The following is a 17,372-nucleotide window of genomic DNA, read 5'->3' on the forward strand; positions in this document are numbered from 1 at the left end:
TCAGCGCCGCTCATTGGCCTCGTCGCGATCGAAGCGCCAGCCGCCTAGCCGGCCAGGCGTCTGCTGGGCCGACGCCTCGAAGCTGGCCACTTCGGCCTCGCGTTGCTGCGCGCCAGCCAATTGCTCGAGGTAGTCCCGCACGGCCTGGTTCAGGCTCTTGCCCATCGCCTGGGCGGCCTGGCGGGCACGGTCGGCCAGTTGCTCGTCGACGGACAGGGTGATGTTCATGGCAGCCCTCAATGTACACACATATTATGTGTGCACGGTAACCGGAAATTCAAGCCTCAATCCACCGGCGTCAGCTTGGCCACCGACAGCGCCAGCCACTTCGGCCCGTGGCGGCCGAAGTTGACCTGCGCGCGGGCGTCGGCGCCCGAGCCTTCCAGCGTGATCACCACGCCCTCGCCGAACTTGGTGTGGAACACCGCCTGGCCCACGCGCAGTCCGTGGCCCGACTTGGCCGCCTGCGCGTTGGCCATCGCCGTGGGCACCGGGCCGCCGCCGGTCAGCGGCGCGTCGCGGCCGGCGCCGTAGCCGTCGCGGCCGCCCCAGGGCACGCGCTTGCCGTCGCCGCTGTCGCCACCGCTGTCACGGCGCCAGCTGGGCGGGCGGTTGTCCTGCCGGCCGGCGCCGACGATGCCGCCGGGGCCGGTGCCACGCTGCCAGGCCTGCTGGTACTCCTTGGCGTAGCCCGAGCCGAAGCCCTGGTTGCGCGGCGTCAGCCACTTCAGCGCACCCTCGGGCAACTCATCCAGGAAGCGGCTCTTGACGTTGTAGCGCGTCTGGCCGTGCAGCAGCCGGGTCTGGCTGTAGCTGAGGTACAGGCGCTTGCGCGCCCGCGTGATGGCCACGTACATCAGCCGGCGCTCTTCCTCCAGGCCGTCGGTGTCGCTCATCGCGTTCTCGTGCGGGAACAGGCTTTCTTCCAGCCCGGTGATGAACACCGCATCGAACTCCAGGCCCTTGGCCGAGTGCACGGTCATCATCTGGATCGCGTCCTGGCCGGCCTGGGCCTGGTTGTCGCCGGCCTCCAGCGCCGCGTGGGTCAAGAAGGCGGCCAGCGGCGACATGATCTCGCCGGTCTCGGCATCGGGGGCCAGCGGCGCCACCGGTGCCGGGGCGATGCCATCCGGGCCCTCGCGACGGTCCGCCAGCGTGCCCGGCCCGATCTCGTCGACCGGCAGCGCGACCGCGTCCTTGCCGAAGCCCTCCTGCGTGACGAAGGCCTCGGCGGCGTTGACCAGTTCCTCCAGGTTCTCGATGCGGTCCTGGCCTTCCTTCTCGGTGCGGTAGAAGTCCAGCAGGCCGCTGGTGGCCAGCATCTTCTCGATGATCTCGCGCAGCGTCAGGCCGCGCGTGGCCTCGCGCAGGCCGTCGATCAGGCCGTTGAAGCCCAGCAGGTTGGCGCCGCCCTTGCCGGCCACGGCCGACACGCTTTGGTACAGGCTGCGGCCGCTCTGGCGTGCGGCGTCCTGCAGCAGCTCCAGCGTGCGCGCACCGATGCCGCGGGTGGGGAAGTTCACCACCCGCAGGTAGCTGGTGTCGTCGTTGGGGTTCTCCACCAGGCGCAGGTAGGCCAGCGCATGCTTGACCTCGGCACGCTCGAAAAAGCGCAGCCCGCCGTACACGCGGTATGGCACGCCGGCATTGAACAGCGCGCTTTCCATCACCCGGCTCTGCGCGTTGCTGCGGTACAGGATGGCGATCTCGCTGCGCGCCAGGCCGCCGCGGTGCAGGCCTTGCGCCTCCTCCAGCAGCCACTGGGCCTCGGCGTAGTCGCTGGTGGCCTCGTGCACGCGCACCGGCTCGCCAGGGCCGGCCTCGGTGCTGAGGTTCTTGCCCAGACGCTTGCTGTTGTGGGCGATCAGGGCATTGGCCGAGTCGAGGATGTTGCCGAACGAGCGGTAGTTGCGCTCCAGCTTGATCAGGTGGCGCACGCGGTACTCGCGCTCGAAGTCGGCCATGTTGCCCACCTGCGCCCCGCGGAAGGCGTAGATGCTCTGGTCGTCATCGCCCACCGCGAACACGCTCTGGCGCAGCGTGCCGCGCGCGCGCTCGCCGGTGTTCTCGGGCGGCGCGAACATCTTCAGCCAGCGGTACTGCAGGCGGTTGGTGTCCTGGAACTCGTCGACCAGGATGTGCGCGAAGCGGTGCTGGTAATGCTCGCGCAGCGCCGGCTGGTCGCGCATCAGCTCGTAGGTGCGCAGCATCAGTTCGGCGAAGTCGACCACGCCCTCGCGCTGGCATTGCTCTTCATAGGCGCGGTAGATCTCGACCATGGTGCGCGTGTTGGGGTCGCGCGCATCCACATCGGACGGCCGCTCGCCCTCCTCCTTGCGCGCGGCGATGAACCAGCTCACCTGCTTGGGCACGAAGCGCTGCTCGTCCAGGTTCATGGCCTTGATGACGCGCTTGACGGCCGAGAGCTGGTCGCCGGTGTCCAGGATCTGGAAGCCCTGCGGCAGGCCGGCCAGCTTCCAGTGCGCGCGCAGGAAGCGGTTGCACAGGCCGTGGAAGGTGCCGATCCACATGCCGCGCACCGGCACCGGCAGCATGGCCGACAGCCGGTGCAGCATCTCCTTGGCCGCCTTGTTGGTGAAGGTCACGGCCATCAGCCCGCCGGGGCTGACCTGGCCGGTGGCCAGCAGCCAGGCGATGCGGGTGGTGAGCACGCGGGTCTTGCCCGAGCCCGCGCCGGCCAGGATCAGCGCCGGTTCGGCAGGCAGCGACACGGCCGCATGCTGCTCGGGATTCAGGCCTTCGAGCAGCCGGGCGGTGCCACCCGCCCCAGGTGCGGGCGGGGAGAACGGATCGTCGTGAAAATGCGGCGCATGCATCCATGGATTCTAGGAGTGGGCCTGACCCTGGCTGGTCTCGCCGGCAGTGCCGGCGCAGCGCAGCCCGCGGCGACGCCGGGCCCCTGTCCGGCCGCCCAGGCCCCGGTGCGCGAGCGCTTCACGGCCGCCGACTGCACCGACTGCTGGGCCGCGCCCGATGCCGCCGACACCACGGGTGCGGCGGACGCCGCCGGGAAGGCCGGCCCGCCCGGCCGAACCGGCCGCACCCGCCCGGCCACCTGGACGCTGGACTGGCTGCTGCCGCGCGGCGACGACGCGCCGATGTCTGCCGCCGCGCTGCCCGCCGGCACCGAGCGCCAGCAACGCGCCGCAGCCGCGCTGGCCCAGCCGTCCGGCGCCTGGCCACGCGGGGCGCGGTTGCAGGTGGAGTCCGGCCCCGCCTGGCAGGGCTACTTCGGCCTGCGCCTGAGCCTGCGCACCCCACGCGGCCTGCCCCCGGGCGCCACCGCCTGGCTGGCGCTGGTGGAAAAGCTGCCGGCCGGCAGCGAGGGCTCGGCCGCGCCCCGGTGGCTGGTGCGCAACGTGGCCGGCCCGCTGCCGCTGGACACGCTGCAGCCGGGCCGCGCATTCAGCCACCTGACCGCGCTGCGCTGGCCCGACGGCGCCCAGCCCGAGCGCCTGCGCGCCCGCGGCTGGATCGAGTCGGCCGACGGCCGTGTGCTGGCCATGGGCGCCGACCGCTGTCCCTGAGCACGCCACCGCTGGCGGTTCAGTGCTTTCCCTAGAGCCGCCGAACTTTCAACTGACGTTCAGGCGTGCGTCCTTACATTTGCCATGTGCGCAGGCGCACGGGTGCAGTCTTGCGCCCGACAACAACCACGGACGCGCCGCACGCCCTCTCCCACCCAACGACAACCATCCCCGGAGGTGACGTGACTCCCTTACTGCCCCTGTCGCGGGCGATCGACAAGCTCAATGAGTGGGTCGGTTCCGCGGTTTCGTGGCTCGTGCTCGCGGCGGTGCTGATCAGCGCCGGCAACGCGATCGTGCGCAAGGCCTTCAACAACAGCTCGAACGGTCTGCTGGAGATCCAGTGGTACCTGTTCGCCGCCGTGTTCCTGCTGGCAGCCGGCTACACCATGCTGCGCCAGGAGCACGTCAAGATCGACGTGATCCTGGGCAAGTTCAGCCGCCGCACCCAGGTGAAGGTGGAGATCTTCGGCATCGTCGCCTTCCTGTTCCCGTTCTGCTGGAAGGTCATCACGCTGGTCTGGCCGCTGGTGGTGCAGGCCTACAACACCGGTGAGATGTCGTCCAACGCGGGCGGCCTGATCCGCTGGCCGGTGTACGCGCTGGTGCCCGCAGGCTTTGCGCTGCTGTGGCTGCAGGGCGTGTCCGAGCTGATCAAGCGCCTGGGCTTCCTGGCCGGCGTGTGCGACGACCCCGCGGTGAAGAAGGACGCCAAGTCCGCCGAGGAAGAACTGGCCGAGATCATCCGCGCCCGCGCGGAGGCCGAAGCCGCCGAGAAGGCTGCCAAGGGAGCCCAGGCATGAGCGAGTTCCTGCACGCCTACATGGCGCCCCTGATGTTCGGGGGCCTGATCGTTTTCCTGCTGATGGGCTTCTCGGTGGCGTTCTCGCTCGCCGCGTCGGGCCTGTTCTTCGGCTGGGTCGGCATCCAGTATGGACTGCTGCCCGAATCGCTGATGCAGGCCCTGCCGCTGCGGGTGTTCGGCATCATGCAGAACGACACGCTGCTGGCGATCCCGTTCTTCACCTTCATGGGCCTGATCCTCGAGCGATCAGGGATGGCCGAGGACCTGCTCGACACCATCGGCCAGCTGTTCGGCCCGATCCGCGGCGGCCTGGCCTTCGCGGTGATCCTGGTGGGCGCGATGCTGGCCGCCACCACCGGTGTGGTGGCCGCGTCGGTGATCTCGATGGGCCTGATCTCGCTGCCGATCATGCTGCGCTACGGCTATGACCGGCGCGTGGCCTCGGGCGTGATCGCCGCATCCGGCACGCTGGCGCAGATCATCCCGCCCTCGCTGGTGCTGATCATCATGGCCGACCAGCTGGGCAAGAGCGTGGGCGACCTGTACAAGGGCGCCTTCATCCCCGGCTTCGTGCTGACCGGCCTGTACATCGGCTACATCGTGCTGGTGGCCATCATGCGCCCCAGCTACGTGCCGGCGCTGCCGCCCGAGGCCCGCACCATCCGCGAGCCCGACGGCGGCTCGGGCCTGCGCTCGCTGGGCCTGCTGTTCGTGGCCTCCACCGGCCTGGCCGTGGCCTTCGCCAAGACCCGTCCGGCCACCACGCCCACCGACGAGCTGATCGTCGTGAGCATGTGCGTGGGCGTGGGTGTGGCCTTTGCGCTGTCGGTGGTCAACAAGACGCTGAACCTGGGCCTGCTGTCGAAGATGGCCGAGCGCGTGACCTTCGTGCTGATCCCGCCGCTGGGTCTGATCTTCCTGGTGCTGGGCACCATCTTCCTGGGCGTGGCCACGCCCACCGAGGGTGGCGCGATGGGTGCCGTCGGCGCCCTGGCCATGGCCCTGGCCCGCAAGCGCATCGACCTGAAGCTGCTGCGCCAGGCGATGGACTCGACGATGAAGCTCAGCTGCTTCGTCGTGTTCATCCTGCTGGGCTCCACGGTGTTCAGCCTGGCCTTCCAGGGCGTGGACGGCCCGAAGTGGGTGGAGCACCTGCTGACCAGCCTGCCCGGCGGCCAGCTCGGCTTCCTGATCGTGGTGAACATCCTGGTCTTCGTGCTGGCGTTCTTCCTCGACTTCTTCGAGTTGAGCTTCATCGTGGTGCCGCTGCTGGGCCCAGTGGCCGAGAAGCTGGGCATCGACCTGGTCTGGTTCGGCGTGCTGCTGGCGGTGAACATGCAGACCTCGTTCATGCACCCGCCGTTCGGCTTCGCGCTGTTCTACCTGCGCAGCGTGGCGCCCACCAACGACTACAAGGACCGCGTCACCGGCAAGCCGGTCGAGAAGGTCACCACCGGCCAGATCTACTGGGGCGCGGTGCCCTTCGTCATCATCCAGATCATCATGGTGGGCCTGGTCATCGCCTTCCCGAACCTGGTGTCGGGCGGCCTGGACAAGAAGGCCGAGATCAACGTCGACAACGTGCAGCTCGAGGTGCAGCCGGCCAACGACGGCGGCAAGGAGATGGACGCGGCCAAGCTGTTCGGCGTCGAGCCCTCGGCCTCGGCACCGGCCGGCGCCGAGCCGGCCAAGGACGCACCAAAGGACGAAGATCCGATGGAAGCCGTCAAGCGCAGCCTGCAGCAGGACGCGCAGAAGAAGTGAGCGACGTGCGGGGCGTGCGCGCCCCGCACACCCTGTGCCCCCAAAGCAAAAGGGCCCTGCCGCGAGGCAGGGCCCTTTTTTCATGGCCAGGTGGCCGGGCGGTGCACCGCCCGGTGCGCCGGGCTCAGAGCTTTTGCGACTGCATGAAGTCGTCGAAGCCGGCCTCGGCGAAGCGGAACCACAGGTTCTGGTCGCGACGGAAGTTGGCGTAGTCGTCGTACACCTTCTTCCAGTTCGGGTTCTTGGCGCTCAGGTCGCTGTAGAGCGCCAGCGATTCCTTGAAGGCCAGGTCCATCACGTCCTTCGGGAAGCGGAACAGCTTGGTGCCGCCGGCCACCAGCTGCTTGAGCGCGCCGGGGTTCTTGGCGTCGTACTTGGCCTGCATGTCCACATGGGCGTAGGCGGCCGCGCACTCGACGATGGCCTTGTACTCGGCCGACAGGCCGTCATAGGCCTTCTGGTTGATGAAGAAGTCCAGCTGCGGGCCGCCCTCCCACCAGCCGGGGTAGGCGTAGAACGGGGCCACCTTGTTGAAGCCCAGTTTCTGGTCGTCGTAGGGGCCGATCCACTCGGCCGCGTCGATCGTGCCCTTCTCCAGCGACTGGTAGATCTCGCCACCGGGGATGTTCTGCGGCACGCCGCCCATGCGCTCGACCACCTTGCCGGCGAAGCCGCCGACGCGGAACTTCAGGCCCTTGATGTCGGCCGCGCTCTTGACTTCCTTGCGGTACCAGCCACCCATCTGCGAGCCGGTGTTGCCGCCCGGGAAGCTCATGATGTTGTACTGCTTGTAGAACTCGCGCATCAGCTTCAGGCCGTTGCCCTCGAACATCCAGGCCGTCATCTGGCGGCTGTTCAGGCCGAAGGGGATGGCGCAGCCCAGCGCGAAGGTCTCGTCCTTGCCGAAGAAGTAGTAAGGCGCGGTGTGCGCGGCCTCGATGGTGCCGTTCTGCACGCCATCCACCACGCCGAAGGCGGGCATCAGTTCACCGGCCGCATGGGTGGAGATGGTGAACTTGCCGCCCGACAGTTCCTTGACCTTGGCGGCGAACACGTCGGACGCGCCGAAGATGGTGTCCAGCGACTTCGGGAAGCTCGAGGCCAGACGCCAGCGCACCTGCGCCTGGGCATGCACGATGGCCGGTGCCGTGCCGGCAGCCAGCACGCCGGCCAAGCCGGCACCACGAACGAACGAACGACGCTCCATGGAACGGTCTCCTCGAAGGGGGATTGAGTGGAAATGCAGACCCGCTCTGCACTGCCGCCGCATTCTAGGGAGGCCCTGCCGGAACCCGATGGGGTGAAGCCCTTGGTTTTGCGCGCGCCGGCGCCCCATCGCGCCCCGATCGCGCGCCATGGCCACACCGCGCCGAAAACGCCGAAAGCCCCATGGGCCGACAAGGCACATGGGGCCGTTCGCGCCAGCCCTGGGCGGGCCGTGCGCGCTGCCGCCGGACAGCCCGGCGGCGCTCAGGTCACAGCTTCTGGGCCTGCATGAAGTCGTCGAAGCCGGCCTCGGCGAAGCGGAACCACAGGTTCTGGTCGCGGCGGAAGGTGGCGAAGTCCTCGTACACCTTCTTCCAGTGCGGGTTCTTGCCGCTCAGTTCGCTGTACAGGGCCTGCGATTCCTTGAAGGCCAGTTCCATCACGTCCTTGGGCAGACGGAACAGCTTGGTGCCGTTGGCCACCAGCTGCTTCAGGGCCTGGGGGTTCTTGGCGTCGTACTTGGCCTGCATGTCCACATGGGCGTAGGCCGACGCGGCCTCGACGATGGCCTTGTACTCGGCCGACAGCGCGCCATAGGCCTTCTGGTTGATGAAGAAGTCGATCTGCGGACCGCCCTCCCACCAGGCCGGGTAGGCGTAGAACGGGGCCACCTTGTTGAAGCCCAGCTTCTGGTCGTCGTAGGGGCCGATCCACTCGGCCGCGTCGATCGTGCCCTTCTCCAGCGACTGGTAGATCTCGCCGCCGGGGATGTTCTGCGGCACGCCGCCCATGCGCTCGACCACCTTGCCCGCAAAGCCGCCGATGCGGAACTTCAGGCCCTTGATGTCGGCCACGCTCTTGACTTCCTTGCGGTACCAGCCGGCCATCTGGGCGCCGGTGTTGCCGCCCAGGAAGTTGATCATGTTGTAGTTGGCGTAGAACTCGCGCATCAGCTTCAGGCCGTTGCCTTCCAGCATCCAGGCGGTCATCTGGCGGCTGTTCAGGCCGAAGGGCACGGCCGCGCCCAGCGCGAAGGTCTCGTCCTTGCCGAAGAAGTAGTACGGCACGGTGTGGCAGGCCTCGATGGTGCCGTTCTGCACGCCGTCCACCACGCCGAAGGCGGGCATCAGTTCACCGGCGGCATGCACCGAGATCTGGAACTTGCCACCCGACAGCTCGCCGACCTTCTTGGCGAACACGTCGGCCGCGCCGTAGATGGTGTCGAGCGACTTCGGGAAGCTCGAGGCCATGCGCCAGCGCAGCTGCGCCTGGGCGTTGACGACGGCGGGGGCGGCACCAGCGGCCAGGATGCCGGCCAGGCCAGCGCTGCGTACGAAGGAACGGCGTTCCATGCGGGATCTCCTCGTCTGAATGGCAGCGCCGCAACAGGTGGCGCCGGATCGGGCGGGAGTCTCGGACAGGGCAGCTTGCAGTTCCCTGAAGACGCGGTCAGGTGCGCGCGGAACCGAGGGTAAGCCCTGATCCGCCGCAAGAAACGCTCAGCTGCCGGCCACCTTCATGCGGTCGATCAGCAGCGAGCCGATGCGCTTGCCGCCGAGCTGGTACTCGTCGGCGCCGAGCGCCACGATGCCGCGCAGCATGTCCTTCAGGTTGCCGGCGATGGTGACCTCGTGCACCGGGTGCACGATGCGGCCGCCCTCGACCCAGAAGCCCGCGGCGCCACGGGAATAGTCGCCGGTGACGCCATTGACGCCCTGGCCCATCAGCTCGGTGACGAACAGGCCGCGGTCCAGCTTGCGCAGCATCTGCTCCAGGTGATCGCCGGGCTGGGTCAGGCGGCTGGTCAGGCGCAGGTTCTGCGCGCCGCCGGCGTGGCCGGTGGTCTTGAGCCCCAGCTTGCGCGCCGAGTAGCTGGACAGGAAGTAACCCTGCAGCACGCCGGCCTCCACCACGCGGCGCTGCCGCGTGGCCACGCCCTCGTCGTCGAAGGGCGCGCTGCCCTTGCCCTTGGGGATGTGCGGCGCCTCGTCGAGGTCGAGGTGGTCGGCCATCACCTGCGTGCCCAGGCTGTCCAGCAGGTAGGTGGCGCGGCGGTACAGCGCGCCACCGCTGGTGGCGCCCACCAGCGCGCCGATCATGCCGGCGGCCAGCGTGTTCTCGAACAGCACCGGCACCTCGCAGGTGGCGATCTTGCGCGCGTTCAGGCGCGACAGCGCGCGCTCGGCGGCATAACGGCCCACGGCCTCGGGCGCGGCCAGCTCCATCGGGTCGCGCATCGAGGTGTACCAGGCGTCGCGCTGCATGTCGCGGCGGTGCGAGGCGATGGGCGCCACCGAGATCGAATGCCGCGAGCTGGCATAGCCACCGCGGAAGCCACGCGAGTTACCGGCCCAGAAGTGCGACTGCTGCGCCGAGACGCCCGCGCCCTCGCTGTTGCTGATGCGCGGATGGGTGGCGAAGGCCGCGGCCTCGCTGCGGCGTGCCAGCTCGGCGGCGGTGTCGGCGTCCAGCGCCCAGGGGTGGAACAGGTCGAGGTCCATGCCGGCCACGTCGGGCGTGGCCAGGTCCTCGGCCTCGGGCAGGCCGGCGGCGGGGTCTTCGGCGGTGAAGCGGGCGATGTCGTAGGCCGCACGCACGGTCTGCTCGATGGCGGCACGCGAGAAGTCGCTGGTGCTGGCATTGCCGCGGCGCTGGCCCAGGTAGACGGTGACGCCCAGGCTCTTGTCGCGGTTGCGCTCCACGTTCTCGAGCTCGCCCTTGCGCACCGACACCGACAGGCCGGCGCCCTCGCTCACCTCGGCCCCGGCGTCGCTGGCGCCCAGGCCCTTCGCGATGGCCAGCGTGTCCTCGATGATCTGCTGGAACTGCTCGCGGTCGAAGGCGAAGCCCTGGGAGGTGGTGGATCCGGACATGGGGTGCTTTGGCTGGCGCGCGGCGAAGCGGCTGGAGAGGGGGGAATGAACGGGAACCGAGGTAAGAGACAATCATAGCCACCCCACCCAACCTGTCTGGCCCCATGCGGCAACGTCCCACCGACGCCCTCCCCGATGAATCTTCCGGCCTGGATGGCATTGCCATCGAGACCGGCCGCCCCAGCAAGACGCGCATGAAGCAGCAGGCCCATGACCTGCAGAAGCTCGGCGCCGAGCTGGCCGCCCTGCCCGCCAGCCGCCTGGCCGCGCTCGACATGCCCGAGGCGCTGCGTGATGCCATCGCCGAGCTGCGCCGCACCAAGAGCCACGAGGGCAAGCGCCGCCAGCTGCAGTTCGTCGGCAAGCAGATGCGCTTTGCCGATCCCGAGCCGCTGCGCGAGGCCGTGGCCGCCTTCAAGCTGGGCTCGGCCCAGGACACGCTGCGCCTGCACGACACCGAGCGCTGGCGCGACGAGATGGTGGCCAGCGACGACGCCATCACGCGCTGGGCCAGCGAGTTCCCGGGCAGCGACCTGCAGCAGCTGCGCAGCCTGGTGCGCGCCGCGCGCACCGATGCCGCCGCCGCGCCCGAGAAGCGCAACGGCCGCGGCTACCGCGCGCTGTTCCAGTTCATCAAGCCCTGGCTGGCGGCCGATGGCGCGGCCGACCCCGACGACGAATCCAGCGAAGACGACGATGAGCACGACGAGTGAACTGCACGACCCGGTGACCATTGGCGTGGTCTCGATCAGCGACCGCGCCTCCACCGGCGTCTACGAGGACAAGGGCATCCCGGCGCTGCAGGACTGGCTGGGCCGGGCGCTGAAGAACCCGATCACCTGGCAGCCGCGCCTGATCCCCGACGAGCGCGAGACCATCGCCGCCACGCTGCGCGAGCTGGTGGACGAGGTGAAGTGCGACCTGGTGCTGACCACCGGCGGCACCGGCCCGGCGCTGCGCGACGTGACGCCCGAAGCCACGATGGATGTGGCCGACAAGGAGATGCCGGGCTTTGGCGAGCAGATGCGCCAGATCAGCCTGAACTTCGTGCCCACGGCCATCCTGAGCCGCCAGGTGGCGGTGATCCGCGGCAAGACGCTGATCATCAACCTGCCCGGCCAGCCCAAGAGCATTGCCGAGACACTGCAGGGCCTGCCGCATGCCGAGCGCCCGGTGCACGGCATCTTCGCCGCCGTGCCCTACTGCATCGACCTGATCGGCGGCCCGTACCTGGAGTGCAACGACGAGTTCACCAAGGCCTGGCGGCCGAAGACGGCCGTCAAGCCGCAGCGCGGCTGAACGCGGCTTACTTGACCAGGCGGTTCAGGCGCTCGGCGTCGAATCGCTCGGTCACGCAGGCGTCGTCGGGCACGCAGTCGCCGGCCGGCAGTTCGCGCGCGCCGGACGACAGCGTCTCGATCGCCCGCCACAGCAGCGCGATCTGGTGCTCGTGGCTGGAGGCGTTGTCGATCAGGCCCTTCATGGCCTGGGCCACGGGGTCGTCGCCCTGAGTCACGCCGTAGGCCGAGAAGCCCATCTTGGCCGCGGCCTGTTCGCGCGCGGCATCGGCGCTCTTTTGCACGATGCGCGCCGGAATGCCCACCGCCGTGGCGCCGGCCGGCACCGGCTGCAGCAGCACGGCATTGCTGCCCACGCGCGCGCCGTCACCCACGGTGAAGCTGCCCAGCACCTTGGCGCCGGCCGAGACGATCACGCCGCGGCCCAGCGTCGGGTGGCGCTTGGCGCCCTTTTCCAGCGATGTGCCGCCCAGCGTCACGCCCTGGTAGATGGTGCAGTCGTCGCCGACCTCGGCAGTCTCGCCGATCACCACGCCCATGCCGTGGTCGATGAACACGCGACGGCCGATGGTGGCGCCGGGGTGGATCTCGATGCCGGTGAGAAAGCGGCCGATGTGCGACAGGAAGCGCGCCGGCCAGCGCATGCCGCGCAGCCAGAAGCGGTGCGCCAGGCGGTGCCAGATCAGTGCATGCAGGCCCGGGTAACAGGTGAGCACCTCCCAATTCGAGCGCGCGGCGGGGTCGCGCTCACGAATGCAGGCGATGTCTTCACGAAGGCGGCTGAACATGACGGAACTTCCAGCGGAATAGCCAGGGCAGTGTAGCGGCGGGGCTCAATCCTTGCTGGCCGGGGCGGTGGCGGCCGCGGCGCGGGCTATGCCGCGCAGGATGTGCACCTCCTCGCGCGTGAGCTGGGCGCGGTTGAGCAGCTGGTTCAGCCGCGGCATCAGCTTCTTGGGTGCCACGGGGTCGAGAAAGCCGATGGCTTCGAGCGTGCGCTGCCAGTGCGCCAGCGCGCCGGCCACCTCGTCGGCGCCGGCCAGCGCGGCATCGGGCGTGCGCGGCTGCACGGCAAAGCCGCCCAAGGCCATGCGCCAGTCGTAGGCGATCAGCTGCACCGCCTGGGCCAGGTTCAGGCTGCCGTAGTCGGGGTGGGTGGGGATGCTCAGGCAGGTGTGGCAGCGCCACACGTCCTCGTTGGCCAGACCGTGGCGCTCGCTGCCGAAGACGAAGGCCACCGCCGGCGCCGGCGCCGGCTGGGCCGGATCGGCCAGCGTGGCGAAGTGCTGGCGCGGCGCGACCGTGGGCGGGCCGAAGTCGCGCGGCGTCATCGCCGTGGCGCAGGCGTGGGTGACGCCGGCCAGCGCGGCGTCCAGCGTGTCGACGATGCGCGCGCGGGCCAGGATGTCGGCCGCGCCGCTGGCCAGGGCCACGGTCTCCTCCTGGCTCAGCACGTCGGCGAAGCGCGGCTGCACCAGCACCAGATCGGCGAAGCCCATCACCTTCATCGCCCGGGCCGCGGCGCCCACATTGCCGGGGTGGCTGGTGCGCACCAGCACGAAACGTGTGCCATTCACGGGCGGCGGCAAGGGCTGAATGTCGGCGAGGTCGGTCACAGGCGGCTAAAATGCGGGTTTTCTTGGGTGGACTCGGCCGGCAATTGTCGGCGGTCAGCCCGGAACGCGCGCTCTTTTCCTCCGTCGGCCCCCTTTCCTTCCCGCCCGTCCGGTGCGTTCGCTTGCGATCCACGGCGCGCCCGGACCTCCAGGACTTTCCATGTCGCAATCCCTGCACCCCATGCTCAACATCGCGATCAAGGCCGCCCGGGCCGCAGGCGCGATCATCAACCGGGGTTCGCAGGACCTGGACCTGCTGAAGATCAGCCACAAGGGGCCGAACGACTTCGTCAGCGAAGTCGACCACGCGGCGGAAGACGCCATCATCGAGACCCTGCTCGAGGCTTATCCCGGCCACGGCATCCTGGCCGAGGAGTCGGGGCGCGAGCGCGGGGCCAAGCACAGCGACTACGTCTGGATCATCGATCCGCTGGACGGCACCACCAACTTCCTGCACGGCCTGCCGATCTATGCCGTGTCCATCGCGCTGGCCTACCGCGGCAAGGTGGAGCAGGCCGTGGTGTACGACCCCAACCGCAACGACCTGTTCTACGCCTCCAAGGGCCGCGGCGCCTTCCTGAACGACCGCCGCCTGCGCGTGTCCAAGCGCGTGCGCCTGGCCGATTCGCTGGTGGGCACCGGCTTCCCGTTCCGCCGCGGCGACAACTTCCAGCGCTACATGAAGATGTTCGAGAGCGTGATGCAGAACTGCGCCGGCCTGCGCCGCCCCGGTTCGGCCGCACTCGACCTGTGCTACGTGGCCGCCGGCTGGTACGACGGCTTCTTCGAGACCGGCCTGTCGCCCTGGGACCTGGCGGCCGGCTCGCTGATGATCACCGAGGCCGGTGGCCTGGTGGGCAACTTCACCGGCGAAGCCGACTTCCTCTACCAGCGCGAACTGGTGGCCGGCAACCCGAAGGTCTATGCCCAGTTGGTGACGCTGCTGGCGCCGTACTCGCGCGCCATCAGCCGTGACGAGGACGCGCCGGCCGACGGCGCCGAGACGCCGGCTGGCGAGCAACCTGCCGCCGCGCTGGCCGCGGCCCTGGGCGTCAGCGCCGACACCGCCGCCGCACCGGCCGCCGCCGAGGCCTCGGGCGACGCCGCGGCCCCGGCCGTGCGCGAGCGCAAGCCCGTGCGCATCCGCAAGCCCGAGCCGGTGGCCGAGGCCGCCGACGGTGCCACCGGCGAGGCAGCCGCCCCCGGCGACGCCCCGGTCGAACGCGCCCCGCGCCCCGCGCCCACGGTGACCCGCAAGCCGGCCGAGGCCCGTGACCCGCGTGACCCGCGTGACCCGCGCGATGCCCGCGGCCCCCGCAGCGGCGGTGGTGGTGGGTTTGGCGGCGGTTTTGGCGGTGGCCGCGACGCCGGTGGCCCCGGTGGCCCCGGTGGCCCGCGTGGCCCGGCCCGCGGCGGCCCGCAGGGCGATCGCCGTCCGCCGTCCAAGACCGCCGGCGGCCCGCGCCCCGGTGGCAAGCCCGGCTTCAAGACCGGCGGTGGCCGTGGCGGCCAGGGCGGCGGTGGCCAGGGTGGCGGCCGCGGTGGCCGCGGCGGCCCGGCGCCGTTTTGAGCGCGCGCTGAACGCCGCCGCTTCGTCCCCGTCTCACCGTCCCACGCAGTCCCCGTTCCGCGATGACCGGCGCGCCCGCCACGCCTGAGCCGTCCCTGCCCGATCTGTCGGCCCACACGCCGATGATGCAGCAGTACCTCCGGATCAAACACGAGTTCCCCGAGACGCTCGTGTTCTACCGGATGGGCGATTTCTACGAGCTGTTCTTCGACGACGCGCGCAAGGCCAACCGCCTGCTCGACATCACCATCACCACCCGCGGCCAGAGCGCCGGCGAGCCGGTGGTGATGGCCGGCGTGCCGGTGCACTCGGTCGAGAACTACCTGGCGCGCCTGATCAAGCTGGGCGAGGCCGTGGCCATCGCCGAGCAGGTGGGCGACGTGGCCACCGCCAAGGGCCCGGTGGAACGCAAGGTGGTGCGCGTGGTGACGCCCGGCACCGTGACCGACAGCGAACTGCTGGCCGACCGGGTGGACACCCTGCTGCTGGCCGTGACCAAGCAGCGCGCCACCTGGGGCCTGGCCTGGCTGGGCCTGGCCAGCGGGCATCTGGGCGCCACCGAATGCGGCGAGCGCGAGCTGGCCGGCTGGCTGGCGCGGCTGGATCCGGCTGAGTTGCTGCTGCCGCAGGAACTGGCGGCCAACCCGACCACCTTGCCGGCCGCCATCACCCAGCACCGCGCCGCGCGCACCGTGCGGCCCGACTGGCAGTTCGACACCGCACTCGGCGTGCGCAAGCTCACCGCGCTGCTGAAAGTGGCCTCGCTGCAGGGCTTCAATGCGCAGGACCTGCCCGTGGCCCAGGCCGCCGGCGCCGCGCTGCTGGCCTATGCCGAGCACACCCAGGGCCAGGCGCTGGCGCATGTCACCGCGCTGACGGTGGAGCGCGCCACCGAACTGCTGGACCTGCCGCCGGCCACGCACCGCAACCTCGAGCTCACGCAGACGTTGCGCGGCGAGGACGCGCCCACGCTGCTGTCGCTGCTGGACAGCTGCCGCACCGGCATGGGCAGCCGCCTGCTGCGCCACTGGCTGACGCACCCGCTGCGCGACCGGTCCGCCGCCACAGCACGCCACGAGGCCATCGGCGTGCTGATCGCCGCCGGCGAAGGCCGCGACGGCCCGCTGCGCCAGGCGCTGCGCCACATCAGTGACGTGGAACGCATCACCGCCCGGCTGGCGCTGCGCCAGGTGCGCCCGCGCGAGCTGTCGGGCCTGCGCGCCACGCTGCTGGCCCTGCCGGCGCTGCGCGAGCTGGCGCCGCATGGCGCGCCGCTGCTGGAGGCCGTGCACGCCGGCCTGGCGCCTGAAGGCACCCTGGCCCAGCTGCTGGCCGCGGCGATTGCCGAAGAACCCGCCGTGCTGCTGCGCGACGGCGGCGTCATCGCCACCGGCTTCGATGCCGACCTGGACGAGTTGCGCGCCATCGGCCAGAACTGCGACGCCTTCCTGATCGACCTGGAACAGCGCGAGCGCGCGCGCACCGGCATCGGCAACCTGCGCGTGCAGTTCAACCGCGTGCACGGCTTCTACATCGAGGTGACGACCAGCGGCCTGGACAAGGTGCCGGCCGACTACCAGCGCCGGCAGACGATGAAGAACGCCGAGCGCTTCATCACGCCGGAGCTCAAGGCCTTCGAGGACAAGGCGCTGAGCGCGCAGGACCGTGCGCTGGCGCGCGAGAAGTGGCTGTTCGAGCAGCTGCTCGATCAGTTGCAGGCGCACCTGCCGGTGCTGGGCGCGCTGGCCCGCGCACTGGCCACGCTGGACGCGCTGGCGGCACTGGCCGAGCGCGCCGCCACACTCGACTGGTGCCGCCCGCAGTTTGTGCCCCACCCGTGCATCGACATCTCCCAAGGCCGCCACCCGGTGGTGCAAGCGCGCCTGGCCGAGACCGGCGGGCCGGATTTCATCGCCAACGACTGCCGGCTGGATGCCAAGACCCGCATGCTGGTGATCACCGGCCCGAACATGGGCGGCAAGAGCACCTTCATGCGCCAGGTGGCGCTGATCGTGCTGCTGGCCAGCATGGGCTCGTACGTGCCGGCGCGCGACTGCCGCCTGGGGCTTGTGGACGCCATCCACACCCGCATCGGCGCCGCCGACGACCTGGCCAATGCGCAGTCGACCTTCATGCTGGAGATGACCGAGGCCGCCGCCATCCTGCACAGCGCCACCGAGCACAGCCTGGTGCTGATGGACGAGATCGGCCGCGGCACCAGCACCTTCGACGGCCTGGCGCTGGCCGGCGCCATCGCCAGTCACCTGCACGACCGCAACCGCGCCTTCACGCTGTTCGCCACGCACTACTTCGAGCTGACCGAGTTTCCGGTCAAGCACACGCAGGCGGCCAACATGCATGTCTCGGCGGTGGAGAGCGGGCACGACATCGTGTTCCTGCACGCCATCGAGCCCGGCCCGGCCAGCCGCAGCTACGGCGTGCAGGTGGCGCGCCTGGCCGGCATGCCGGCCACGCTGCTGCGCCAGGCCCGCCATGCGCTGGAATCGCTGGAAACCCAGGCCAAGGCCGGCGATGCGCAGGTGGACCTGTTCGCCGCGCCGCCCGAGGCCGCCGCGCCCGAGCCCAGCCGCGTGGAGGCCGCACTGGCCGCCATCGACCCCGACAGCCTGACCCCGCGCGAGGCGCTGGACGCGCTGTACCGCCTCAAATCCCTGCAGCCTTGAGCCACGAC

At 70.2% G+C, this 17,372-nt stretch carries 13 protein-coding genes and 1 pseudogene; 7 read left to right on the plus strand and 7 right to left on the minus strand.

All coding sequences use genetic code 11. The annotated features are described in order from the left end of the window. The gene (locus tag AACH10_RS01310) at positions 1 to 228 is read right to left on the minus strand and encodes a DUF6364 family protein (RefSeq protein ID WP_341408543.1); all 228 of its coding nucleotides are present in this window, start codon (positions 226 to 228) and stop codon (positions 1 to 3) included. Positions 229 to 284: 56 nt separating this feature from the next. Beyond that, positions 285 to 2,837, minus strand: coding sequence for a UvrD-helicase domain-containing protein (locus AACH10_RS01315; protein WP_341408544.1), 2,553 nt, complete (start codon positions 2,835 to 2,837; stop codon positions 285 to 287). On the opposite strand from AACH10_RS01315, the gene AACH10_RS01320 reads away from it, so the two are divergent. From AACH10_RS01320 to AACH10_RS01330, 3 genes are all read left to right on the plus strand, one after another. Next, positions 2,832 to 3,548 (plus strand): hypothetical protein, encoded by a 717-nt coding sequence (locus AACH10_RS01320; protein WP_341408545.1) that lies wholly within the window; start codon positions 2,832 to 2,834, stop codon positions 3,546 to 3,548. The genes AACH10_RS01315 and AACH10_RS01320 overlap by 6 nt on opposite strands. Positions 3,549 to 3,730: 182 nt before the next feature. After that, complete coding sequence (locus AACH10_RS01325; protein WP_341408546.1) at positions 3,731 to 4,351, plus strand: TRAP transporter small permease subunit; 621 nt, start codon at positions 3,731 to 3,733, stop codon at positions 4,349 to 4,351. Beyond that, on the plus strand, positions 4,348 to 6,117 hold the full coding sequence (locus AACH10_RS01330) for a TRAP transporter large permease (RefSeq protein ID WP_341408547.1): 1,770 nt from the start codon (positions 4,348 to 4,350) through the stop codon (positions 6,115 to 6,117). Before AACH10_RS01325 ends, AACH10_RS01330 begins: the two co-directional genes overlap by 4 nt. A gap of 124 nt (positions 6,118 to 6,241) precedes the next feature. Here the strand turns inward: AACH10_RS01330 and AACH10_RS01335 are convergent, their stop codons facing one another. From AACH10_RS01335 to pmbA, 3 genes are all read right to left on the minus strand, one after another. Beyond that, positions 6,242 to 7,324, minus strand: coding sequence for a TRAP transporter substrate-binding protein (locus tag AACH10_RS01335; protein WP_341408548.1), 1,083 nt, complete (start codon positions 7,322 to 7,324; stop codon positions 6,242 to 6,244). Between the two features lie 268 nt (positions 7,325 to 7,592). Continuing rightward, entirely contained in the window at positions 7,593 to 8,675 is a 1,083-nt protein-coding gene (locus AACH10_RS01340; protein WP_341408549.1) for a TRAP transporter substrate-binding protein, read from the minus strand. Between the two features lie 147 nt (positions 8,676 to 8,822). After that, the gene (gene pmbA, locus AACH10_RS01345) at positions 8,823 to 10,196 is read right to left on the minus strand and encodes a metalloprotease PmbA (RefSeq protein WP_341408550.1); all 1,374 of its coding nucleotides are present in this window, start codon (positions 10,194 to 10,196) and stop codon (positions 8,823 to 8,825) included. A gap of 104 nt (positions 10,197 to 10,300) precedes the next feature. Here pmbA and yjgA point away from each other — a divergent pair, with 104 nt between their 5' ends. Both yjgA and mog read left to right on the plus strand, forming a co-directional pair. Next, a complete protein-coding gene (gene yjgA, locus AACH10_RS01350) occupies positions 10,301 to 10,909 on the plus strand; it encodes a ribosome biogenesis factor YjgA (protein ID WP_341408551.1) in 609 nt (202 codons plus the stop codon). Continuing rightward, positions 10,893 to 11,495: a molybdopterin adenylyltransferase gene (gene mog / locus AACH10_RS01355; RefSeq protein WP_341408552.1), complete on the plus strand. Its 603-nt coding sequence runs from the start codon at positions 10,893 to 10,895 to the stop codon at positions 11,493 to 11,495. The genes yjgA and mog overlap by 17 nt, the downstream gene beginning before the upstream one ends. Before the next feature lie 7 nt (positions 11,496 to 11,502). On the opposite strand, the gene cysE is transcribed toward mog, so the two are convergent. Both cysE and AACH10_RS01365 read right to left on the minus strand, forming a co-directional pair. Beyond that, the gene (gene cysE, locus AACH10_RS01360) at positions 11,503 to 12,282 is read right to left on the minus strand and encodes a serine O-acetyltransferase (protein ID WP_341408553.1); all 780 of its coding nucleotides are present in this window, start codon (positions 12,280 to 12,282) and stop codon (positions 11,503 to 11,505) included. 45 nt (positions 12,283 to 12,327) lie between these two features. Further along, a complete protein-coding gene (locus AACH10_RS01365) occupies positions 12,328 to 13,002 on the minus strand; it encodes an RNA methyltransferase (protein ID WP_423228554.1) in 675 nt (224 codons plus the stop codon). A gap of 268 nt (positions 13,003 to 13,270) precedes the next feature. Between AACH10_RS01365 and AACH10_RS01370 the strand changes: the two are divergent. Together AACH10_RS01370 and mutS are read left to right on the plus strand one after the other, a co-directional pair. Then, a pseudogene (locus AACH10_RS01370) lies at positions 13,271 to 14,287 on the plus strand (inositol monophosphatase family protein); the annotation flags it as partial. Positions 14,288 to 14,742: 455 nt separating this feature from the next. Continuing rightward, entirely contained in the window at positions 14,743 to 17,364 is a 2,622-nt protein-coding gene (mutS, locus tag AACH10_RS01375) for a DNA mismatch repair protein MutS (protein WP_341408555.1), read from the plus strand. Positions 17,365 to 17,372: the final 8 nt, after the last annotated feature.

The organism is Pseudaquabacterium inlustre, from assembly GCF_038066595.1.
Taxonomy (GTDB): Bacteria; Pseudomonadota; Gammaproteobacteria; order Burkholderiales; family Burkholderiaceae_C; genus Pseudaquabacterium; species Pseudaquabacterium inlustre.

Coding starts and splice junctions, on each gene's coding strand:
- mutS (WP_341408555.1), top strand. CDS start 14,743: ATGACCGGCGCGCCCGCCACGCCTGAGCCGTCCCTGCCCGATCTGTCG.
- AACH10_RS01335 (WP_341408548.1), bottom strand. CDS start 7,324: ATGGAGCGTCGTTCGTTCGTTCGTGGTGCCGGCTTGGCCGGCGTGCTG.
- AACH10_RS01340 (WP_341408549.1), bottom strand. CDS start 8,675: ATGGAACGCCGTTCCTTCGTACGCAGCGCTGGCCTGGCCGGCATCCTG.
- pmbA (WP_341408550.1), bottom strand. CDS start 10,196: ATGTCCGGATCCACCACCTCCCAGGGCTTCGCCTTCGACCGCGAGCAG.
- cysE (WP_341408553.1), bottom strand. CDS start 12,282: ATGTTCAGCCGCCTTCGTGAAGACATCGCCTGCATTCGTGAGCGCGAC.
- AACH10_RS01315 (WP_341408544.1), bottom strand. CDS start 2,837: ATGCATGCGCCGCATTTTCACGACGATCCGTTCTCCCCGCCCGCACCT.
- AACH10_RS01365 (WP_423228554.1), bottom strand. CDS start 13,002: ATGAAGGTGATGGGCTTCGCCGATCTGGTGCTGGTGCAGCCGCGCTTC.
- AACH10_RS01310 (WP_341408543.1), bottom strand. CDS start 228: ATGAACATCACCCTGTCCGTCGACGAGCAACTGGCCGACCGTGCCCGC.
- AACH10_RS01330 (WP_341408547.1), top strand. CDS start 4,348: ATGAGCGAGTTCCTGCACGCCTACATGGCGCCCCTGATGTTCGGGGGC.
- AACH10_RS01320 (WP_341408545.1), top strand. CDS start 2,832: ATGCATCCATGGATTCTAGGAGTGGGCCTGACCCTGGCTGGTCTCGCC.
- yjgA (WP_341408551.1), top strand. CDS start 10,301: ATGCGGCAACGTCCCACCGACGCCCTCCCCGATGAATCTTCCGGCCTG.
- mog (WP_341408552.1), top strand. CDS start 10,893: ATGAGCACGACGAGTGAACTGCACGACCCGGTGACCATTGGCGTGGTC.